This is a genomic window from Azospirillum sp. UFLA03-27, assembly GCF_059803775.1.
In genome coordinates this window covers 1-18,357 of record NZ_JAUQTX010000135.1, presented here as the reverse complement: position 1 = coordinate 18,357, position 18,357 = coordinate 1, and the positions used below count along the sequence as shown (strand labels likewise).

Here is an 18,357-nt window from a genome sequence, read left to right as displayed (position 1 = left end):
GTTATAGTCTCGTGGGCTCGGAGATGTGTATAAGAGACAGGCGTCAGGGCGCCGTTGATCAGGTGGATCATCTTGTCGGACTCGACGGGCAGGGGGATCTTGCGCCCCATGCAGTAGGACACCAGCGCCGCCGCGACCTCGGACTCGTGCAGCGTCATGCTGCGGTCGTCGCCCTCGTCCCCGGTGACCTGGATCAGCGTCTCCACCCCGCCGCCGCCGGGCTGGCCGGGGCGGTAGGTGACCTTGCCGACCGTGCCGTTGGGCAGCGGTTCGCGCATCCGGCGGCGGCGGTCGAGCACGGCCTTCACGACCTCCTGGTCGGTGAACACGAGGCAGCGCAGCTCCTTCATCGCCAGTCCTTCATCGCGGCCGCTCCGGCACGGGGAAAACGCGCAAATCCTACCCCACCGCGACCGCGCGCCCAGAAGGAAATCGGCGGGATCGCACCCATTTTGCGCGCGCCGTTCGCTCTCGCCGTGCAGGGCGGGGTTGACCGGGCGCGCGAAACCGGACAATTGAAGGCGTCATCGTTCCCCCGTTTGCACAAGGCAGCGCGTCCCATGTCGCACACCGTCCATCGCACCGACGTCGTCATCGTCGGCGCCGGCCCCGTCGGTCTCTTCGCCGTGTTCGAATGCGGCATGCTGAAGATGCGATGCCATGTGGTGGACGCGCTGGACATGGTGGGCGGGCAGTGCACGGCGCTCTACCCGGAAAAGCCGATCTACGACATCCCGGCTCACCCGGCCATCGAGGCCGCCGACCTGATCGACCGGCTGGCGGAGCAGGCCGCCCCCTTCAGCCCGACCTATCATCTGGGTCAGCAGGTCGAGAAGCTGACCCGGACGGACGAAGGGCGCTGGCTGGTGGAGACCAGCATCGGCACCCGCATCGACACCCAGGCGGTGATCATCGCCGCCGGCTGCGGCGCCTTCGGCCCCAACCGCCCGCCGCTGGACGGGCTGGAGCAGTATGAGGGCACGTCGGTCTTCTACATGGTCCGCCGCAAGCAGGACTTCGCCGGCAAGCGCGTGGTGATCGCCGGCGGCGGCGATTCCGCCGTGGACTGGACGCTGTCGCTGGCCGACGTGGCGGAGAAGGTCTATGTCGTCCACCGCCGGCCCAAGTTCCGCGCCGCCCCGGAAAGCGTCGCCCGCATGGACGTCCTGGTCCGCGAGGGCAAGGTGGAGATGGTGGTGCCCTACCAGCTCTCCGGTCTGGTGGGCGGGAACGGCCAGCTCTCCGCCGTGCGCGTCGCCACGATGGACGGCGAGGAGAAGGACCTGCCAGCCGACGCGCTGCTCGCCTTCTTCGGCCTGTCGATGAATCTGGGGCCGATCGCCGAGTGGGGCCTGAACCTGGAGCGCAGCCACATCGGCGTCAGCCTGCCCGGCTGCGCCACCAGCGCCCCCGGCGTCTACGCCATCGGCGACATCGCCACATATCCCGGCAAGCTGAAGCTGATCCTCTGCGGCTTCTCCGAGGCCGCGCAGGCGGCCCACGCCATCCACCCGCTGGTCCATCCGGGCGAGGCGCTGCACTTCGAATATTCGACCTCCAAGGGTGTTCCCGGCGCCGAGTAAGAACGGAAACGGGCCGCCGGGGGTACCGGCGGCCCGCTCCGTCAGCGGCTGACGGGAGGCAGGAGATCAGCCGCCGCGGGGGCCATTACCCGGACCCGGACCGCGGCCGGGGCCTTCGCCGTGCATCGGGCCGTGACCGTGGTGGCGCATGCCCGGACCACCCATGCCACCGCCCATCATGCCGTGCCCGGCGCGGTCGAGGAAGCGGTCGGCCTGCTTCTGCTGGTCCGGGGTGAGCTGGGCGTAGAGGTCGGTCAGCGCCGGGCGCACCTGCTGAAGCTGGGCGAGGCGGGCCGACATCATGGCCTCCATGCGCTCAAGCCGGGCCGGGGCGGCGGCGGGCATCGGCTGGTCCTTGTACTTGGCGCAGAGGTCCTGGGTGGGCTTCTGGCTCGCGTTCGCGGCGTCGGCGAACTTGGTCCAGGCGGCGCGCTGCTGGTCGGTGATGTTCAGCTTCTTCTCGGCGTAGGCCAGCATGCCGGCCAGCCGGGCGTCCTGGTCCTCGCACATCCGGGAGAAATGCCGGCCGCCGTCCGGACCGGGGCCAGGGCCGGCGCCGGGACCCGGCTGCTGCTGGGCGAAGACCGGCACGGCGAGGCCGAGACCGAGAACCAGCGCGGCGGTGGTCATCATAGCGCGTTTCATGGGGATGCTCCTTGTTATCGACGGGGTCTTGCGTTCCCGATGACCCCGATGATGGGCCGGCAACGTATCCGGTTGATGTCCGGCCTTCCGTGAATTGGTAACGCTGTGTAACAGCCGGGCTCCCCGTAACGTGGCGTTACACATTTCTTCTTCACCCCGGCGCCCGCGCATCGGATCATGCGTTCCATGGACCGCACACCTCACCTGCTGGTGGTCGACGACGACCGCGAAATCCGCACCCTCCTGTCGCAGTTCCTGACGCGGCACGGTTTCCGCGTGACCGGAGCCAAGGACGGGGTGGAGATGATGCGCACGCTGGACAGCGCGCGCGTGGACCTGATCGTGCTCGACCTGATGATGCCGGGGGAGGACGGGCTGAGCCTGTGCCGCCGCCTGCGCGCCGCCCCCGAGACGGCGCAGACGCCGGTCATCATGCTGACCGCGATGGGCGAGGAGACGGACCGCATCGTCGGGCTGGAGATGGGGGCCGACGACTATCTGGCGAAGCCCTTCAGCCCGCGCGAGCTGCTGGCCCGCGTCAAGGCCGTGCTGCGCCGCGCCTCCGGCCCGCCGGTGGCCGGCGGCGCCACGGGCAAGACGCTGGGCTTTGAGGGCTGGACGCTCGACCTCGCCAAGCGGGAGCTGCGCTCGCCCGACGGGGTGCTGGTGCAGCTCTCCGCCGGGGAATACGACCTGCTGGTCGCCTTCGTGGAGCATCCGCAGCGGGTGCTGACCCGCGACCAGCTGCTCGATCTGGCGCGCGGCCGCTCGGCGGTGCCCTTCGACCGCTCCATCGACGTGCAGGTCAGCCGCCTGCGCCGCAAGATCGAGCCCGACCCGGCCGACCCCACCATGATCAAGACGGTGCGCGGCGGCGGCTATCTGTTCACCCCGGCGGTGACGGGAGGCTGAGTTGGAGACTGCCCGCAAGAGCCGCCTGCTGGTGGCCCGGCGCTGGCTGCCGGACAGCATCGCCTCGCGGCTAGTTCTGACCGTGGTGCTGGCGCTGCTGCTGACCCAGGCGGTCAGCGCGCTGGTCTACCTGACCGACCGTCCTCCGGGACCGCCCGCCCACAGCCTGCGCGTCCTCGTCCAGCGCGTCACCGCCATCGTCCAGCTCGTGGAGAGCACCCCGCCGCAGGAGCGGCGGCGGCTGGTCAAGGCGATCGACGACCCCGTGCTGCGGGTGGACTGGAACCCCGAGACGCCGCGCTTCGCCAACCAGCGCGACGGCTTTCCCTTCGACCGGCTGCGCCGAGCCATCCGCGGCGAGCTGGAGGATCCCGACCGCGCCGTGGTGGTCGAGGTCCGGCGGGAGCGCCCGATGCCCGGCCCCTTCCCGGTGGACGAGCACCGCTGGGGCACCGACGTCCGGCTGTCGGTGGGGCTGAGGGACGGGTCCTGGCTGACCTTCGTCGGCGGCGACCCGCTGGAGGGGCCGTTCCGGCTGCTGCGCTTCGCGCTGTGGATGGCCGGCATCGTCGGGGCGGTGGCCCTGGTCTCGGTCTGGACCGCGCGCCGCATGACCGCCCCCATCGCGCGCTTCGCCGACGCGGCGGAGCGGCTGGGCGTGGACGGCGAGGCGCCGCCTCTGCCCGAAGCCGGCCCCCAGGAGCTGCGCGCCGCCACCCGCGCCTTCAACCGGATGCAGGCGCGTCTGGCCCGCTTCGTCGCCGACCGCACGCAGATGGTGGCGGCGATGAGCCACGATCTGCGCACGCCGCTGACCCGCCTGCGCCTGCGCGCCGAACTGGTCGAGGACCCGGAGATGCAGCGCAAGATGCTCGCCGACCTTGACGAGATGGCGGCGATGATCAACGCCACGCTGGCCTTCGCCCGCGACGACGCCAAGCACGAGCCGCGCGGCCCGCTCGACCTCGCCGACCTGTTGCAGAGCTTGTGCGACGACCGCGTGGACGCCGGGCACGAGGCGGCCTACGAGGGGCCGGCGCACGCCACGGTGGACGGCCGTCCGGTGGCCCTGCGCCGCGCCTTCGCCAACCTGATGGACAACGCCATCGCCTATGGCGGCGGCTTCACCGTGCGCTTGCGGCCCGCGGACGGGGAATTGCGGGTGGAGATCAAGGATAGCGGCCCCGGTATCCCGGAGGCCGAGTTCGAGAAGGTCTTCGCCCCCTTCTACCGGCTGGAGCGCTCGCGCTCCCGCGACACCGGCGGGGTGGGGCTGGGGCTGGCCACCGCCCGCACGGTGGTGCGCGGCCACGGCGGCGACATCGCGCTGTCCAACCGCCCGGAGGGAGGGCTGCGGGTGACTGTGACCCTGCCGCGGTGATGGCGGGGTGCGTCAAAGCCCTCGCCCCTCCGGGGAGAGGGTTGGGTGAGGGGGTGCCCGAAGGGCGGAAACGCAGCCTCGTTGCAGAGCCTTTCCGGCCTGCGGCCGCTCCCTCATCCTGACCTTCTCCCCAAGGGGGGAGAAGGGATTATGCACCGCAACATCGGCGGGGCATCGGCGGTTATCGGTGCAGGATTGTCTTGACCGGAGACCGTCGCCGTGCCGCAGATCGACCGCACCCCCTCGCCCGTGGACAGCCGCCCCCATGTCGTGATCGTCGGCGCGGGGTTCGGCGGACTGGCCTGTGCGGAGGCCCTGGGCGGGACGAACATCCGCGTCACCATCATCGACCGGAACAACTATCACCTGTTCGTGCCGCTGCTCTATCAGGTGGCGACCGCCGCCCTGTCGCCCGCCGACATCGCCGAGCCGATCCGCCGGATCGTCAGCCGGCACCCCAACATCGACGTGGTGATGGGTGAGGTGACCGGCGTCGACCGCGCGGCCAAGCGGGTGGAGCTGGCCGACGGCAGCTTCGTTCCCTACGACCGGCTGGTGCTGGCCACCGGCTCCTCCTACAGCTATTTCGGGCACGACGACTGGGCGGAGATTGCCCCCGGCCTGAAGACCATCGAGAACGCCCGGCGGATCCGCGCCCGGCTGCTGATGAATTTCGAGCAGGCCGAGATGTGCGAGGACCCGGCCCGTCAGAAGGCGCTGATGACCACCATCGTGGTCGGCGGTGGCCCCACCGGGGTGGAGATGGCCGGGGCGGTAGCCGAACTGGCCCGCTTCACGCTGGCCCGCGACTTCCGCCGCATCGACCCGCGCACCGCCCGCGTCCTGCTGGTCGAGGCCGGGCCGCGCATCCTGTCCACCTTCCCGGACGACCTCGGCCAGTACGCCCGCCGCAAGCTGGAGGAACTGGGTGTCGTCGTGTTGACCGGGCAGGCGGTGGAGAGCATCACGCCGGAGGGTGCCACGGTCGGCGGGCGCTTCATCCCGGCGGGCGCCATCGTGTGGGGTGCCGGGGTCAAGGCGTCGCCCGCCGGGTCTTGGCTGGGGGTGGAGACCGACCGCAGCGGGCGCATCCCGGTCGGTGCCGACATGGCGGTGCCGGGCGTGCCCGACGTCTACGCGCTGGGCGACACGGCGGCGCTGGCCGGCGACGACGGCAAGCCGCTGCCCGGTCTGGCCCAGGTCGCCAAGCAGCAGGGCGAGCATCTCGGCGGCGGGCTGGAGGCCAGCCTGCTGCGCGGCCAGCCGCTGGAGCCCTTCCGCTTCCGCAACCGAGGCAACACCGCCATCGTCGGGCGCAGCGCCGCCGTCTTCGATTTCGGGACGCGCAAACTGAAGGGCTGGTTCGCCTGGGTGCTGTGGGCGATCGTCCACGTCTATCTGCTGGTGAACTTCCACAAGCGGATGCTGGTCACCATGCAGTGGCTGTGGCGCTGGGCGACCTACCAGCGCGGCGCCCGGCTCATCACCACCGACCGCCCGGTCGCCGCGGCGGAGGCCGTCACCTCGCCGCACGGCGGGAGCGCCGAGCCCTTCCGCGACGCGCGGCGCGGCCAGGGCTGAGGGTTTCGGATCAGGAGGCGGGCGGGAGCGGCAGGACGCAGCGGAAGCGGGTGCCGTGGCCCGGCCATTCCTCGACCTCCAGCCGCCCGCCGTGCAGCTCCATGACGTTGCGGACCAGCGACAGGCCGAGCGCCGCGGCGCCGCGCGGGTCGTTGCGGTCGTAGCGCGAGGGCAGGGCGGCCTCGCCCGGCCCGGTGCCGCTGCCCACCGTCAGAACGAGGGCATCGGCTTTCCGCTCTCCGGACAGCAGGATGCGGCGGTCCGCCGGCGGGTGGCGGATGGCGCCGACGACCAGGGTGAACAGCGCCTGCTTCAGCCGCTGCTCGTCGCCCTCCGCCTCGCCCAGCGACGACGGGGCGCTGAGGTCGAGCCGCAGCCCCTCGCGCCGCGCCCATTCGCGGGTCAGCTCGCCCACCGTATCCAGAAGGTCGGGCACGTCCACGGTGCCACGGTCCAGCGTGGTCACCCCGGCGCCCAGGCTGGTCATGTCGACCACGTCGTCGATCAGCTCCAGCAGCCGCTCGCCGGCGTTCAGGACGCCTTTCACATACTCGATCTGGCGCGGGTTCAGCTCGCCGAAATACTGGTTCGCCAGCACCTCGGCGAAGCCGATGATGCCGTTCAGCGGATTGCGCAGATGGTGCGAGACGTTGGCGATGAACTCGCTCTTCAACTGGTCGGCGGCCTCCAGCGCGGCGTTGGAGGCGCGCAGCGCCTGCTCCAGCCGGGCGCTGTCGGTGACGTCGAGATAGCTGTTCAGCACCGCCCCGTCGGGCAGCGGCAGGGTGGAGAACTCCACCACCGACCCGTCCGCCCGCTCCAGACGGCCCGAGCGCACGGCGCGCTCCAGGGTCGCGCCGATCATCTCGTCCTTCAGGCTGTCCCAGTCGCCGCCGTTCTCCAGGAAGGGCCGCATCCGCTCGAACAGGCCGGAGATGTGCGGCTCGCCCAGCAGGTCCTCGTCGTCGAGGTCCCAGACGCGCGCGAAGGCCGGGTTGGACAGCTTCAGCCTCCCGTCGCCGCCGAACACCGCGATGCCCTCGGCCAGATTGTCCAAGGTCTCCTGCTGCACGGCGATCAGCGTGTTGTAGGAGGATTCCAGGGCCAGCGTGTTGGTCACGTCCTCCAGGATCTGCATCAGCCCGCCCAGCGGGTGGGGGGCGGCGAGGCTGCGCAGAGTCGTGCCGTCCGGCAGGTGCATCAGCTCCTCGACCGGCTCCAGCAGGCGGGTGTAGCGGCTCAGCCGCTCGCGCTTGTAGCTCTGGTAGTCGGCGTATTCGGGCAGGCGGCGGCGGGTGCGCAGCTCCTCCAGGATCTCGCCGTGGGTGGGCTGGCTGCGCAGCCAGGACTCCTCCAGGTCCCACAGCCGGGCGTAGGCCTGGTTGAAGAAGGTCAGCCGCGTGTCGGCGCCGAAGATGGCGATGGCCGCACCCAGCCGCTCCAGCACCTCGCCATGGGCGGCGAGATGGCGGCTCAGTTCGCCGCGCATCTCCTCCACCGCCGTGACGTCCAGCGCGTAGCCGACGACCAGCGTGCCGCCGCCGTCGGGGGCGGGCAGGGGGGCCTCGGTGACCTCCAGCAGGCGACGCTCGGAGCCGATGACGGTGGAGACCCGCTCCGACTGGGCGACCCCGCTGCGAAGCGCGCGTTGCGCCAGGGAGCGCCCGGCGTCGCTCAGCTCCTTGCCGCTTTCCGGCACGGCGGCGGGGTCGGAATCCACGGCACGGGCGTAGGCACGGTTGCACCAGGACAGCGTCTGTCCGGCGCCACGCAGCCACACCGGCAGCGGCAGGGCGTCCACCGCCGCGCGCAGCTCGGCCAGCGCCGATTCGGCGTCGCGCTGTTCGCGGGTGAGCGTCTCCCGCTCGGTGCAACGGTCGGTGATGTCCTCCAGCCAGACGACGTTCTGGTGTCCGGCGTCCCGGTGCCCGGCGCCTTCCGTTCCTTCGGACAGCCCGCCGGCCCGCCTCCCGCTCAGCAGCAGGCGCCGTCCGCCGCGGGTCGTCGCCTCGACTCGGAAGCCTTCGCCCGTGGCGCGCAGGCGGCGGACGGCCTCGGCGACCCGCGGGGCGTCGGTGTCGGTGAAGGCGCCCGCGATGTCCTGGCCGGGCACGACGCCGAGCAGCCCGGCGCAGCCCGGCGCCGCGCTGACGGCGCCATCGGCGCTCCAGGCGCACCAGGGGTGGGGGGAGGCGGCCAGCAGGGCCTCCAGGCGCGCCACGTCGGCCGCCAGCCGGTCGCTGCGGCGGCGCTCCCTGCCGGTCCAGAACAGTCCGCCGAACCCGGCGGCGCCGAGGACGCCGGCAAAGCCCAGCACGGCGGGCGAGCCGGAGGGCCCGGCCATCAGGCCGACTCCCACCGCCAGCCCCAGCGCGGCGAAGGCGTATGATCGGGTCAGGACACTCACGCGGGTGAGACTAGTCCACGCCTCCCGGCGGAGCAAGGCGGGCCGGCGGTGGTGCCACTTTCGGGGTGGTGCGGCCCTTTCTCCCGGCTAAACCGCTTCTCCGATCCGTAGGGCGCGGATCGCCGCTTCGACCGCCGGGTAGGCGGCGCGCACCGCCGCCAGGGCCTGCTCGGCTCCGTCCGGGTCGCCGCGATGAGCGGCGAGTTCCAGGGCGGACGCGGCGCGGCCCAGCCGGTTGGCCCCCGCCGTGCGCGCCGCCCCGGCCAGCGTGTGGGCGGTGCCGCGGACGGCCTCCAGGTCGCACCGTTGCAGGGCGACGGTGGCCTCGTCCAGCAGGGGGCGGGTGGTTTCGAGGAAGAAATCCAGCATGTCCAGCGACGCCGCGTCGAAACCGCCGAAGGTGGTGCGGACATGGTCGAGGTCCAGCGCCTGCTCCGCCGTCGCGGCGGGCTCCGCCGCGGGCGGCTCGTCGGGGGGCATGACGCTGCCTTCGCCCAGCGCCCGGTTCAGGGCGGCGGCGAGCTGCTTCAGGGTCACCGGCTTGGCGATGTAGTCGTCCATCCCCGCTGCGGTGCAGCGCTCCATCTCGCCAGCCAGGGCGTTGGCGGTCATGGCGATGATGGCGGTGCGCGGGCGGGGACCGGGAGCCGGTTCGGAAGCCGATTCGGCGCTGCGGATCTGGCGCGACAGCTCGTAGCCGTCCATGCGCGGCATGTGGCAATCGGTGATCAGCAGGCGGTAGGGCCGGGCCCTCCAGGCGGTCAGCGCCTCCAGCCCGTCGCCGCTCAGGTCGGCCTCGAAGCCGAGCTGGCGGAGCTGGCGCAGGATCACCTGCTGGTTCGTCGGGTGGTCCTCCGCCACCAGGATCGTCGGCGGGGGCGCCGCCGGGTTGATCGCCGGGTTGATCGCCGGGTTGATGGCCGCCGGACCACCATCCGTCACGGCAAGCGGGGAATCGGCCTGGCGGTCCGGGGGAACGGCGCGCCCGGCGAGGGCGGCCAGACGGCGGAACAGGGCGTCGCGGCGGATCGGGCGGCCGAGATGGTCGTGGCGCCGCGGCAGTCCGACGGACGGCGCGCCGTCCCCGCCGGCTTCCGGTGGGCAGTCGCCGGCCTGCTCCCGCCCGTCCACCAGATGCAGCGTGGGCGGCGGGCGGACTCCGGCGGCGGCGATACGGGCCAGCACCGCCGGCGCCGACAGCCGCGGGTTGGGCGCGCCGGGCGCGTCGTCCGGATGGTGTTCCAGCAGGCCGTCGGAGAGGACCAGCAGGTCGGCGTCGGCCATCGTCAGCAACTCCACCGCCTCGTCCGCCGTCGTGGCGTCGGCGACGGCGGCGCGCTTGTCCTCCAGCGCGCGGATCAGAACGGCGCGCTGCACCGGGTCCGGGTCCGCCACGATGATGGACAGGCCGGTCAGGTCGGTGTCGTCGCCGGGGACCGTGCGCGGGTCCCCCGGGGCCAGATCGACCGTGAACCAGAAGGTGGCGCCGCAGCCCGGCGCCGACTCCACACCGATGCGCCCGCCCATCATCTCCACCAGACGGGCGCAGATGGCCAGCCCCAGCCCGGTGCCGCCGAAGCGGCGGGTGGTCGAGCTGTCGGCCTGGCTGAAGGGCTGGAACAGTCGGGCCTGGCCGGCGCCGCTGATGCCGATGCCGGTGTCCTCCACCGAGAAGCGCAGGCGCAGCCGGTCCGACCCGGCGTCGGACGGCTCCAGCCGGGTGCGCAGGACGACCCGACCGGCGTCGGTGAACTTGATGGCGTTGCCCGTCAGGTTGAACAGAATCTGGCGCAGCCGCCCGGGGTCGCCGCGCACCGCCGCGGGCACCTTGCGGTCGAGGTCGCAGACGAGAAGCAGCGCCTTCTGGTGGGCTTGCGGGGCCAGCAGCTCCGCCACCCCCTCCACCAGCTCGCGCGGGTCGAGGTCCATCTCGTCGAGGTCGAGCTTGCCCGCCTCGATCTTGGACAGGTCCAGGATGTCGTCGATGATCCGCAGAAGCGCCGTCGCGCTGTCGCGCACGGTGGTGACGAGTTCGGTCTGCTCCGCGTCCAGCGGGGTCAGGGCGATCAGCTCCAGCATGCCCAGCACGCCGTTCATCGGGGTGCGGATCTCGTGGCTCATGGTCGCCAGGAACTCCGACTTGGAGCGTGCGGCGACCTCCGCCTGCTCCTTGGCGTGGCGCAGATCCTCCTCGGCGCGCTTGCGGCCGGTGATGTCGTAGCTCCAGGCGAGGATCGCCGGCTCCCCCTCGAACTCCGTGCGCTGCAGCGTCTGGACCGCCCAGACGCGGCTGCCGTCGGGGCGGTCCACCGCCACCTCGACGTCTCGGGCGACCAGCCCGGGGCCGTCCTGCGGCAGGGCGCGTCCCTGCAGGGTGGCGCCGGGAAGGGCCAGCGCGTGGCGGCGCCCGACGAAGGCGTCCGGCGGCAGCCCGGCCAGCTCCGCCGCGCGGGCGTTGGCGAAGGCCACCGAGCCGTCGGGCCGCCCGATCGACACGCCGACCGGGCTCTGCTCCAGGATCGCGCGCAGGCGGCGCTCGCTGTCCGACAGGGCGTGCTCGCGCGAGCGGATGGTGGCGACGAAGTAGTGCAGGGCGCGCGCCATGTCGGCGATCTCGTCCTGCCCGTGGGTGGGGATGGCGACGGACCGCCCGGCGGCGGACGCGGCCATGGCCGACTGCAGGCCGCGCAGCCGCCGCACCACGTTGCGGTGGATGTAGAGGAAGATGCCGAGCGCGCCGAGGATGGAGACCACGGCCATCGCCAGGATGGCGTTCTTGCCGTCGCGGATCACCCGCTCGAACTCGCCGGAGCGGGCGGCGATGTCCTGCTCAATGGTCAGGAAATGATCGGACACCGCGCCGACCAGCCGGTCGGAGACGTTCTGGTTGCGCGCGATGGAGCCCTTGATGGCGCGGGCCAGCCCGATTTCCGTCAGGCGGCTGTTGAACAGGTTGTGTTCCCCGAGCCCCAGCGTCTCCAGCTCCCGGTACAGCGGCTCCAGGTCGAAGGCGGCGCCGGGGGGCAGGGCGGCCACGACCTCCGCCGCGCGGTCCATCGCGGCGCGGTAGTCCTGCCGCAGCCGGTCCACCCGAGCCTCGTGGTCGGCGCGGGAGGCGGCGAGCATCAGCAGGACGGCGTGCTGCGCCTCCGCCGTCCACAGGTCGATCCGCCGTTCGACGCCCCGGGCCTCCTCCCACTCCTCCAGGGTCCGGGGGGCGGTGGCCTTGTCCCGCAGCGCTTCCTCGGCGTTGCGGATGCGTTCGGCCAGCTGCATCAGGCGGCCGACCAGCCCGCCCGTCTCCGCCGCGGCGGCGAGCTGGCGCTCCACCTGGGTGTTCAGGGTCATCAGGTTGGCGATCAGCTCGTTCTTGCGGCGCTGCAGCTCGGCCACGTCGGCTACGTCGGTGCCGCGGTCGCGCAGCCGGTTCATCAGGTCTTCCAGCAGGGCGATCTGGTCGCTCAGCCGGGCCATCACCGATTCGCGCACCGACTGGCTCTGCACCGCCACCAGAGCCGGGGCGTTGGCGGCCAGGGTGCCGCTCTGCTGGGCCAGCTGCGAGGCGTTGACAAGGCCCGGCACCTTGGCCGTGGCGATCTGCTCGAACCCCTCATGGAAGCGGCCGAAGAGGGAGACGGCCACCACGCCGGTGGCGGCGGTCAGGCCGGCGATCACGGTCAGACCCGCCAGGATGCGAAACGCCACGCCCAGCCGGGGAAGCCGCATGCCCGTCCCTCGATTCTTGTCGTCCGCTTGAGATAACACGGGCAATCGACCGGGCGCAATTCACACCCCCGCGTCGCAATCGCACGCTGCGCACTCGGGCACCGGGCAAGGGAGTGCCGGGCAAGGGAGCGCCAAGCGGGCTTGACCCGCGCCGGTTGCCGGACCAAAGCTGATCCGTGGGCGGCAAAGAGGGATGGTCGATGGGCTTGGTCCGGTCTTTCGCGCGCGCCGCGATGGTCGTCGCGGTCCTGGCGGCGGCGGTGTCCGCGCCATCCGCCGGCCTGCGGGCCGAAACCATGGAGGACGTGCGGGAGCGCGGGCTGCTGCGCTGCGGCGTCTCGTCCAGCGGCGCCGGTCTGGCGGCGGTGGACGACAGCGGCAACTGGCGCGGCTTCTTCGTGGACATGTGCCGGGCGCTGGCCGCCGCCGTCGCCGGCAAGGCCGACCGGGTGGAATTCGTGGAGACCAACTCCGAGAACCGCTTCGCCATCCTGCGCAACGGCGAGGTGGACGTGGTGATGGAGGGGACGACCTGGACCCTGCAGCGCGACGCCACCTTCGGCATCGACTTCCCGGCGGTCTACCTGTTCGACGGCCAGGGATTCATCGCGCACCGCGCCCAAGGCGTGGCCCGACTGTCCGATCTGCCGCCCGGCGCTTCCGTCTGCGTGATCGAGCAGACCACCACCCTGCGCAACCTGGAGGACTGGATGGCCCGCACCGGCGTGCGCTTCCGCCTGAAGCCGGTGCGCTCGACCGAGGGGGCGCTGTCGGCCTTCTTCAACCATCACTGCGACCTCTACACCAGCGACCGCATCGGGCTGCACGCCCAGCGCCTGCTGAAGGCCCCCGAGCGCGACGACTACGTCATCCTGCCGGAGACGATCTCCAAGGAGCCGCTGGGCCCGATGGTCCGCCCGGACGAGCGGCGATGGTTCGACATCGTGCGCTGGGTGTTCCTGGCTACCGTCCTGGCCGAGGAGAAGGGGATCACCGCCGCCAACGCCCCGCGTCTGAAGGAGGAGGCCGAGGATCCGGAGGTGCGCCGCCTCCTCGGGGCCACCACCGGGGTCGGCTGGGGGCTGGGGCTGGACGACGACTGGGCCTTCCGCGTGGTCACGCAGGTCGGGAACTATGGCGAGATTTTCGATCGCCATCTGGGCGCCGCCTCGCCGCTGGGCATCGACCGCGGGATGAACGGGCTGTGGATGAACGGCGGCCTGCACTACGCCCCGCCGCTTGGGGGATGAGGGCGGGTGAGCGGTGAGCGGTGGGCGGGCAGCGGCGCTCCGCCATGCCGCTTGGCCGGCCATGCCGCATTGCCTCATTGCCTTCGCGCCGGCTTTTCCCATGTTGTGGGCATGTTCGGCGAAAGGTTCGGCGAACGCTTCAAATCCGGGCGATCCGCCGCTATGGTGGCGCCTTCCGGGCGCCGCGCGGCCCGCTTCAGGCAGTTTCCCAGGCCATGACCAGACCCAACACCTACCGTTCCGGTCCCGACGAGCGCGGGCATTTCGGCATCTATGGCGGACGCTTCGTCGCCGAGACGCTGATGCCCCTGATCCTTGAGGTTGAGAAAGCCTACCGCGAGGCCCGGGCCGATCCCGCCTTCGAGGGCGCGATCCGCGAGCAGCTCAAGCAGTATGTCGGCCGCCCGAACCCGCTCTACTACGCCGAACGCCTGACGGAGAAGCTCGGCGGCGCGAAGATCTACTTCAAGCGCGAGGAGCTGAACCACACCGGCGCGCACAAGATCAACAACTGCATCGGCCAGATCCTGCTCGCCCGCCGCATGGGCAAGAAGCGGATCATCGCCGAGACGGGCGCCGGCCAGCACGGTGTCGCGACCGCCACGGTCTGCGCGCTGTTCGACATGCCCTGCGTCATCTACATGGGCGAGACCGACATCGCCCGCCAGCAGCCCAACGTCTTCCGCATGAAGCTGCTGGGGGCCGAGGTGGTTCCGGTGACCTCCGGCGCGCGGACGCTGAAGGACGCGATGAACGAGGCGCTGCGCGACTGGGTCACCAACGTCGCCGACACCTACTACCTGATCGGCACCGCCGCCGGCCCGCACCCGTACCCCGCCATGGTCCGCGACTTCCAGTCGGTGATCGGCGACGAGGTGCGCGTGCAGATGCAGGAGCTGGAGGGCCGCCTTCCGGACAGCCTCGTCGCCTGCGTCGGTGGCGGCTCCAACGCCATCGGCCTGTTCCATCCCTTCCTCGACGACCCGTCGGTGCAGATGGTTGCGGTCGAGGCCGCCGGCCACGGCATCGACAAGGGACCGCTGGCCCACGCCGCTTCGATCACCGGCGGGCGCCCCGGCGTGCTGCACGGCAACCGCACCTACCTGCTGCAGGACGAGGACGGGCAGATCCTGGAAGGCCATTCCATCTCCGCCGGCCTGGATTATCCGGGCGTCGGGCCGGAGCACAGCTGGCTGCACGACATCGGGCGCGTCGAGTATGTCTCGGCCACCGACCAGGAGACGCTGGACGCCTTCCAGCTCTGCGCCCGCACCGAGGGCATCATCCCCGCGCTGGAATCGGCGCACGCGCTGGCGGAGATCGTGAAGCGCGCCCCGAAACTGCCCAAGGACCACCTGATGGTGCTCTGCCTGTCGGGCCGCGGCGACAAGGACATCTTCTCCGTCGCCCAGCATCTGGGAGTGAAGCTGTGAGTGTCGCTGTTGACAATGGCCGCATCGCCCGGCGGTTCGCCGCGCTGAAGGCGGAGGGCCGCGCCGGCCTCGTCACCTTCATCACCGCGGGCGACCCGGACCTGGAGACCTGCCGCGCCGTCCTGCACGGCCTGCCCGCGGCGGGCGCCGACCTGATCGAGCTGGGGCTGCCCTTCTCCGACCCGATGGCCGACGGCCCGGCGATCCAGGCGGCCAGCCTGCGCGCGCTCCACGCCGGGACGACGGCGCGCAAGACGCTGGACCTCGTGCGCGGCTTCCGCGAAACGGACGCCGACACGCCGGTGATCCTGATGGGCTATTACAACCCGATCCACGCCTATGGGGTGGACCGTTTCCTGGCCGACGCCATCGAGGCCGGGATGGACGGGCTGATCGTCGTCGACCTGCCGCCCGAAGAGGACGAGGAGCTGTGCATCCCGGCGTTGAAGGCCGGGGTGAACTTCATCCGTTTGGCGACGCCGACCACCGACGACAAGCGCCTGCCGACGGTTCTCCAGAACACCTCGGGCTTCGTCTATTACGTGTCGATCGCCGGCATCACCGGTGCGGCCAGCGCCGACAACGCCGCGGTGGGCGCCGCGGTGGAGCGTCTGAAGCGCCACACCGACCTGCCGGTGGCGGTCGGCTTCGGCATCAAGACGCCGGAGCAGGCGGCCGATGTCGCCCGCGTCGCCGACGCGGCGGTGGTCGGCTCGGCCATCGTCACGCGGCTGGCCGGCGGGCTGGACGCGGACGGCAAGGCCCGTCCGGGTCTGGCCGAGGATGTGCTGGGCTTCGTCCGGGAACTGGCCGGCGGCGTGCGCGGCGCGCGCGGTTGAGTGCGCCGGCCTGCGAGCGCCGGCTGAGCGGGATATCAGGAAGAATTCAATGAACTGGCTTACCAACTACGTCCGCCCCAAGATCCGCGCCCTCTATGCCCGCAAGGAGGTTCCCGACAACCTCTGGCACAAGTGCCCGAGCTGCGAGGCGATGCTCTTCCACCGCGATCTGGAGGAGAACCTCAACGTCTGCCAGCATTGCGGCTTCCACATGCGGCTGGACCCGATCAAGCGGCTGGCCTCGATGTTCGACGAGGGCGATTACCAGTCGGTCGAGCTGCCGAAGTCGGTGGTCGATCCGCTGAAGTTCCGCGACCAGAAGCGCTACACCGACCGCCTGAAGGAAGCCCAGACCAAGACGGGCCGCCATGACGCCATCGTCGTCGGCTCCGGCCTGATCGGCGGGCAGCCGGCGGTCGTCGCGGCCTTCGACTTCGGCTTCATGGGCGGCTCGATGGGCATCGCGGTGGGCGAAGGCATCCTGGCCGCCGCCCGCACCGCCATCGCCCAGAAGGCGGCGCTGATCGTCGTCCCGGCCTCAGGCGGCGCCCGCATGCAGGAAGGCATCCTGTCGCTGATGCAGATGCCGCGCACCACCATCGCGGTGGAGATGGTCAAGGAAGCCGGCCTGCCCTACATCGTGGTGCTGACCGACCCGACGACCGGCGGCGTGACCGCCTCCTTCGCGATGATCGGCGACATCCACATCGCCGAAAAGGGCGCGCAGATCGGCTTCGCCGGCGCCCGCGTGATCGAGAGCACGATCCGCGAGACCCTGCCGGAGGGCTTCCAGCGCTCCGAATATCTCCAGGAGCACGGCATGGTGGACATGGTCGTCCATCGCCGCGACCTGCGCCCGACCCTGTCGCGCGTTCTGAATCTGCTGATGCAGCCGGTCCTGGCTGTGCCGTCGGAAGCGCTGCCGGCCGCGGCCGTCCAGGCGGAAGAGCCGCGCAGCCAGGCCGAGGCCGCCGACGAGACGCCGGCCCAAGCTGGCGCCGAGAGGACCGGCTCCGAGCAGCCGGCCTGATCCCGCGATGTCGCTCGCCGATCCGGTTCTCGACCGGCTGAAGAGCCTGCATCCCAAGGTCATCGACCTGTCGCTGGACCGCGTGCACCGGCTGCTCGCCGCGCTGGACCATCCGGAGCGGCGCCTGCCGCCGGTGGTCCATGTGGCGGGCACCAACGGCAAGGGCTCCACGCTCGCCTTCCTGCGGGCGATGCTGGAGGCCGCGGGGCTGCGGGTGCATGTCTACACCTCGCCGCACCTTGTGCGCTTCCACGAACGCATCCGGCTGGCCGGTACGCTGATCGACGACGACCGGCTGGCCGCCCTGCTGGAGGAATGCGAGGCCGCCAACGGCGGCGGGCCGATCACCTTCTTCGAGGTGACGACGGTCGCCGCCCTGCTCGCCTTCGCGCGGGAGCCGGCGGACGTGGTCCTCCTGGAAACCGGGCTGGGCGGGCGGCTGGACGCCACCAACGTGGTGGACCGCCCGGCGGTCACCGCCATCACGCGCATCTCCTACGACCACCGCCAGTTCCTCGGCGACACGCTGGAAGCCATCGCGGGCGAGAAGGCCGGCATCTTCAAGCCGGGCGTCCCCGCCGTGATCTTCCCGCAGCCCGCGGAGGAGGCCGCCCGCACCCTGGCCATCCGGGCCGAGACGGTGGGTGCGCCGGTTTCCGGCTGGTCGGTCACCCCGACCGAGGGCGGTTTCCGCTTCGAGAGCGCCTGCCGCCGCATCGAGTTGCCGTTGCCGGGGCTGGCCGGAGCGCACCAGATCGTCAACGCCGGGGTGGCGCTGGCCTGCCTGGACCATTTGCCGGTGGCGGTGGACGACGCAGCGGTGCGCCGCGGCCTCGCCGCCGTGGAGTGGCCGGCCCGTCTGCAGCGGCTGACCCGCGGTCCGCTGGCCGACGGGCTGCCCGCCGGCTGGCAGCTGTGGCTGGACGGCGGCCACAACGACTCGGCAGGTGAGGTTCTGGCGATCCAGGCCGCGCGCTGGGCGGAGGAGGAGCCGCAACGGCCGCTGCTGCTGGTCTACGGCATGCTGGCGAGCAAGGAGCCGCAGGAATTCCTGGGTCCGCTGGCGCCCTTCGTCACCGCCGCCCGCACCGTCGCCATCCCCGGCGAGGAGGCGTCGCTGGCGGCGGAGGACACCGCCGCGGCCACCCGGGCCTGCGGCATCGCCGACAGCGCGGCGGCAGCGGACGTGAGCAGCGCCCTGGAGGATCTGACGGGGCGGGTCGAAGGGCCGGCCCGCGTGCTGATCTGCGGCTCGCTCTATCTGGCGGGCACGGTCCTGGCGGAAAACGGCTGATTCGAAGGGACGGGCAAGCGGGGGGCTCAGCGCCCCTGCTTGCCGTCCAGTTCCAGCATGTTGCGCAGCGCGGCGAGGGTCTTGCCGAGCGTGCCCGAATCGTCCTTGGCGGTTTTCTTGCCGGACTCGTTGCCTTCCGCCGGCCTGATGGCGTCGGGCTTGGGCTTTTGCGGCGCGTTCATGGGGACCGGCTCAACGAGGTCCAGAGGCTCGTCGGCATCTGTCTCTTATACACATCTCCGAGCCCACGAGACTATAACAGCTATCTCGTATGCC

At 71.6% G+C, this 18,357-nt stretch carries 14 protein-coding genes; 9 read left to right on the top strand and 5 right to left on the bottom strand.

Translation table 11 applies throughout. The features are described 5' to 3' along the window. A partial coding sequence (locus Q4I23_RS19615) for a hypothetical protein (protein ID WP_498527294.1) occupies positions 1 to 350 on the bottom strand: 350 nt, incomplete at its 3' end. A 210-nt stretch (positions 351 to 560) separates the two neighbouring features. Between Q4I23_RS19615 and Q4I23_RS19610 the strand changes: the two genes are divergently transcribed. After that, a complete protein-coding gene (locus Q4I23_RS19610; protein ID WP_498527293.1) occupies positions 561 to 1,583 on the top strand; it encodes an NAD(P)/FAD-dependent oxidoreductase in 1,023 nt (340 codons plus the stop codon). Between the two features lie 66 nt (positions 1,584 to 1,649). Here Q4I23_RS19610 and Q4I23_RS19605 read toward each other — a convergent pair whose 3' ends face one another. After that, entirely contained in the window at positions 1,650 to 2,228 is a 579-nt protein-coding gene (locus tag Q4I23_RS19605; protein WP_200484766.1) for a Spy/CpxP family protein refolding chaperone, read from the bottom strand. Positions 2,229 to 2,414: 186 nt separating this feature from the next. Between Q4I23_RS19605 and Q4I23_RS19600 the strand changes: the two genes are divergently transcribed. The 3 genes from Q4I23_RS19600 to Q4I23_RS19590 all read left to right on the top strand — a co-directional run bounded on the left by Q4I23_RS19600 (position 2,415) and on the right by Q4I23_RS19590 (position 6,102). Continuing rightward, complete coding sequence (locus tag Q4I23_RS19600; protein ID WP_149164499.1) at positions 2,415 to 3,140, top strand: response regulator; 726 nt, start codon at positions 2,415 to 2,417, stop codon at positions 3,138 to 3,140. A 1-nt stretch (position 3,141) separates the two neighbouring features. Then, positions 3,142 to 4,521 (top strand): ATP-binding protein, encoded by a 1,380-nt coding sequence (locus Q4I23_RS19595; RefSeq protein ID WP_498527292.1) that lies wholly within the window; start codon positions 3,142 to 3,144, stop codon positions 4,519 to 4,521. A 219-nt stretch (positions 4,522 to 4,740) separates the two neighbouring features. Beyond that, positions 4,741 to 6,102 carry an NAD(P)/FAD-dependent oxidoreductase gene (locus tag Q4I23_RS19590; protein ID WP_498527291.1) on the top strand — a complete coding sequence of 454 codons (1,362 nt, stop codon included), beginning with the start codon at positions 4,741 to 4,743 and terminating at the stop codon, positions 6,100 to 6,102. A 10-nt stretch (positions 6,103 to 6,112) separates the two neighbouring features. Here Q4I23_RS19590 and Q4I23_RS19585 read toward each other — a convergent pair whose 3' ends face one another. Both Q4I23_RS19585 and Q4I23_RS19580 read right to left on the bottom strand, forming a co-directional pair. Beyond that, the gene (locus tag Q4I23_RS19585; RefSeq protein ID WP_498527290.1) at positions 6,113 to 8,509 is read right to left on the bottom strand and encodes a sensor histidine kinase; all 2,397 of its coding nucleotides are present in this window, start codon (positions 8,507 to 8,509) and stop codon (positions 6,113 to 6,115) included. Between the two features lie 87 nt (positions 8,510 to 8,596). Then, the gene (locus Q4I23_RS19580; RefSeq protein ID WP_498527289.1) at positions 8,597 to 12,235 is read right to left on the bottom strand and encodes an ATP-binding protein; all 3,639 of its coding nucleotides are present in this window, start codon (positions 12,233 to 12,235) and stop codon (positions 8,597 to 8,599) included. Positions 12,236 to 12,441: 206 nt separating this feature from the next. Between Q4I23_RS19580 and Q4I23_RS19575 the strand changes: the two genes are divergently transcribed. The 5 genes from Q4I23_RS19575 to Q4I23_RS19555 all read left to right on the top strand — a co-directional run bounded on the left by Q4I23_RS19575 (position 12,442) and on the right by Q4I23_RS19555 (position 18,081). Next, entirely contained in the window at positions 12,442 to 13,485 is a 1,044-nt protein-coding gene (locus tag Q4I23_RS19575; protein WP_454020112.1) for an amino acid ABC transporter substrate-binding protein, read from the top strand. 215 nt (positions 13,486 to 13,700) lie between these two features. Beyond that, positions 13,701 to 14,918 (top strand): tryptophan synthase subunit beta, encoded by a 1,218-nt coding sequence (gene trpB, locus Q4I23_RS19570; RefSeq protein WP_014238652.1) that lies wholly within the window; start codon positions 13,701 to 13,703, stop codon positions 14,916 to 14,918. Next, positions 14,915 to 15,757 carry a tryptophan synthase subunit alpha gene (trpA, locus tag Q4I23_RS19565; protein WP_498527288.1) on the top strand — a complete coding sequence of 281 codons (843 nt, stop codon included), beginning with the start codon at positions 14,915 to 14,917 and terminating at the stop codon, positions 15,755 to 15,757. The genes trpB and trpA overlap by 4 nt, the downstream gene beginning before the upstream one ends. 49 nt (positions 15,758 to 15,806) lie before the next feature. Next, positions 15,807 to 16,787, top strand: a complete 981-nt coding sequence (accD, locus tag Q4I23_RS19560; RefSeq protein WP_498527287.1) for an acetyl-CoA carboxylase, carboxyltransferase subunit beta — start codon at positions 15,807 to 15,809, stop codon at positions 16,785 to 16,787. 7 nt (positions 16,788 to 16,794) lie between these two features. Next, complete coding sequence (locus Q4I23_RS19555) at positions 16,795 to 18,081, top strand: bifunctional folylpolyglutamate synthase/dihydrofolate synthase (protein WP_498527286.1); 1,287 nt, start codon at positions 16,795 to 16,797, stop codon at positions 18,079 to 18,081. Positions 18,082 to 18,107: 26 nt separating this feature from the next. On the opposite strand, the gene Q4I23_RS19550 is transcribed toward Q4I23_RS19555, so the two are convergent. Next, a complete protein-coding gene (locus Q4I23_RS19550; RefSeq protein WP_498527285.1) occupies positions 18,108 to 18,263 on the bottom strand; it encodes a hypothetical protein in 156 nt (51 codons plus the stop codon). Positions 18,264 to 18,357 lie beyond the last annotated feature (94 nt).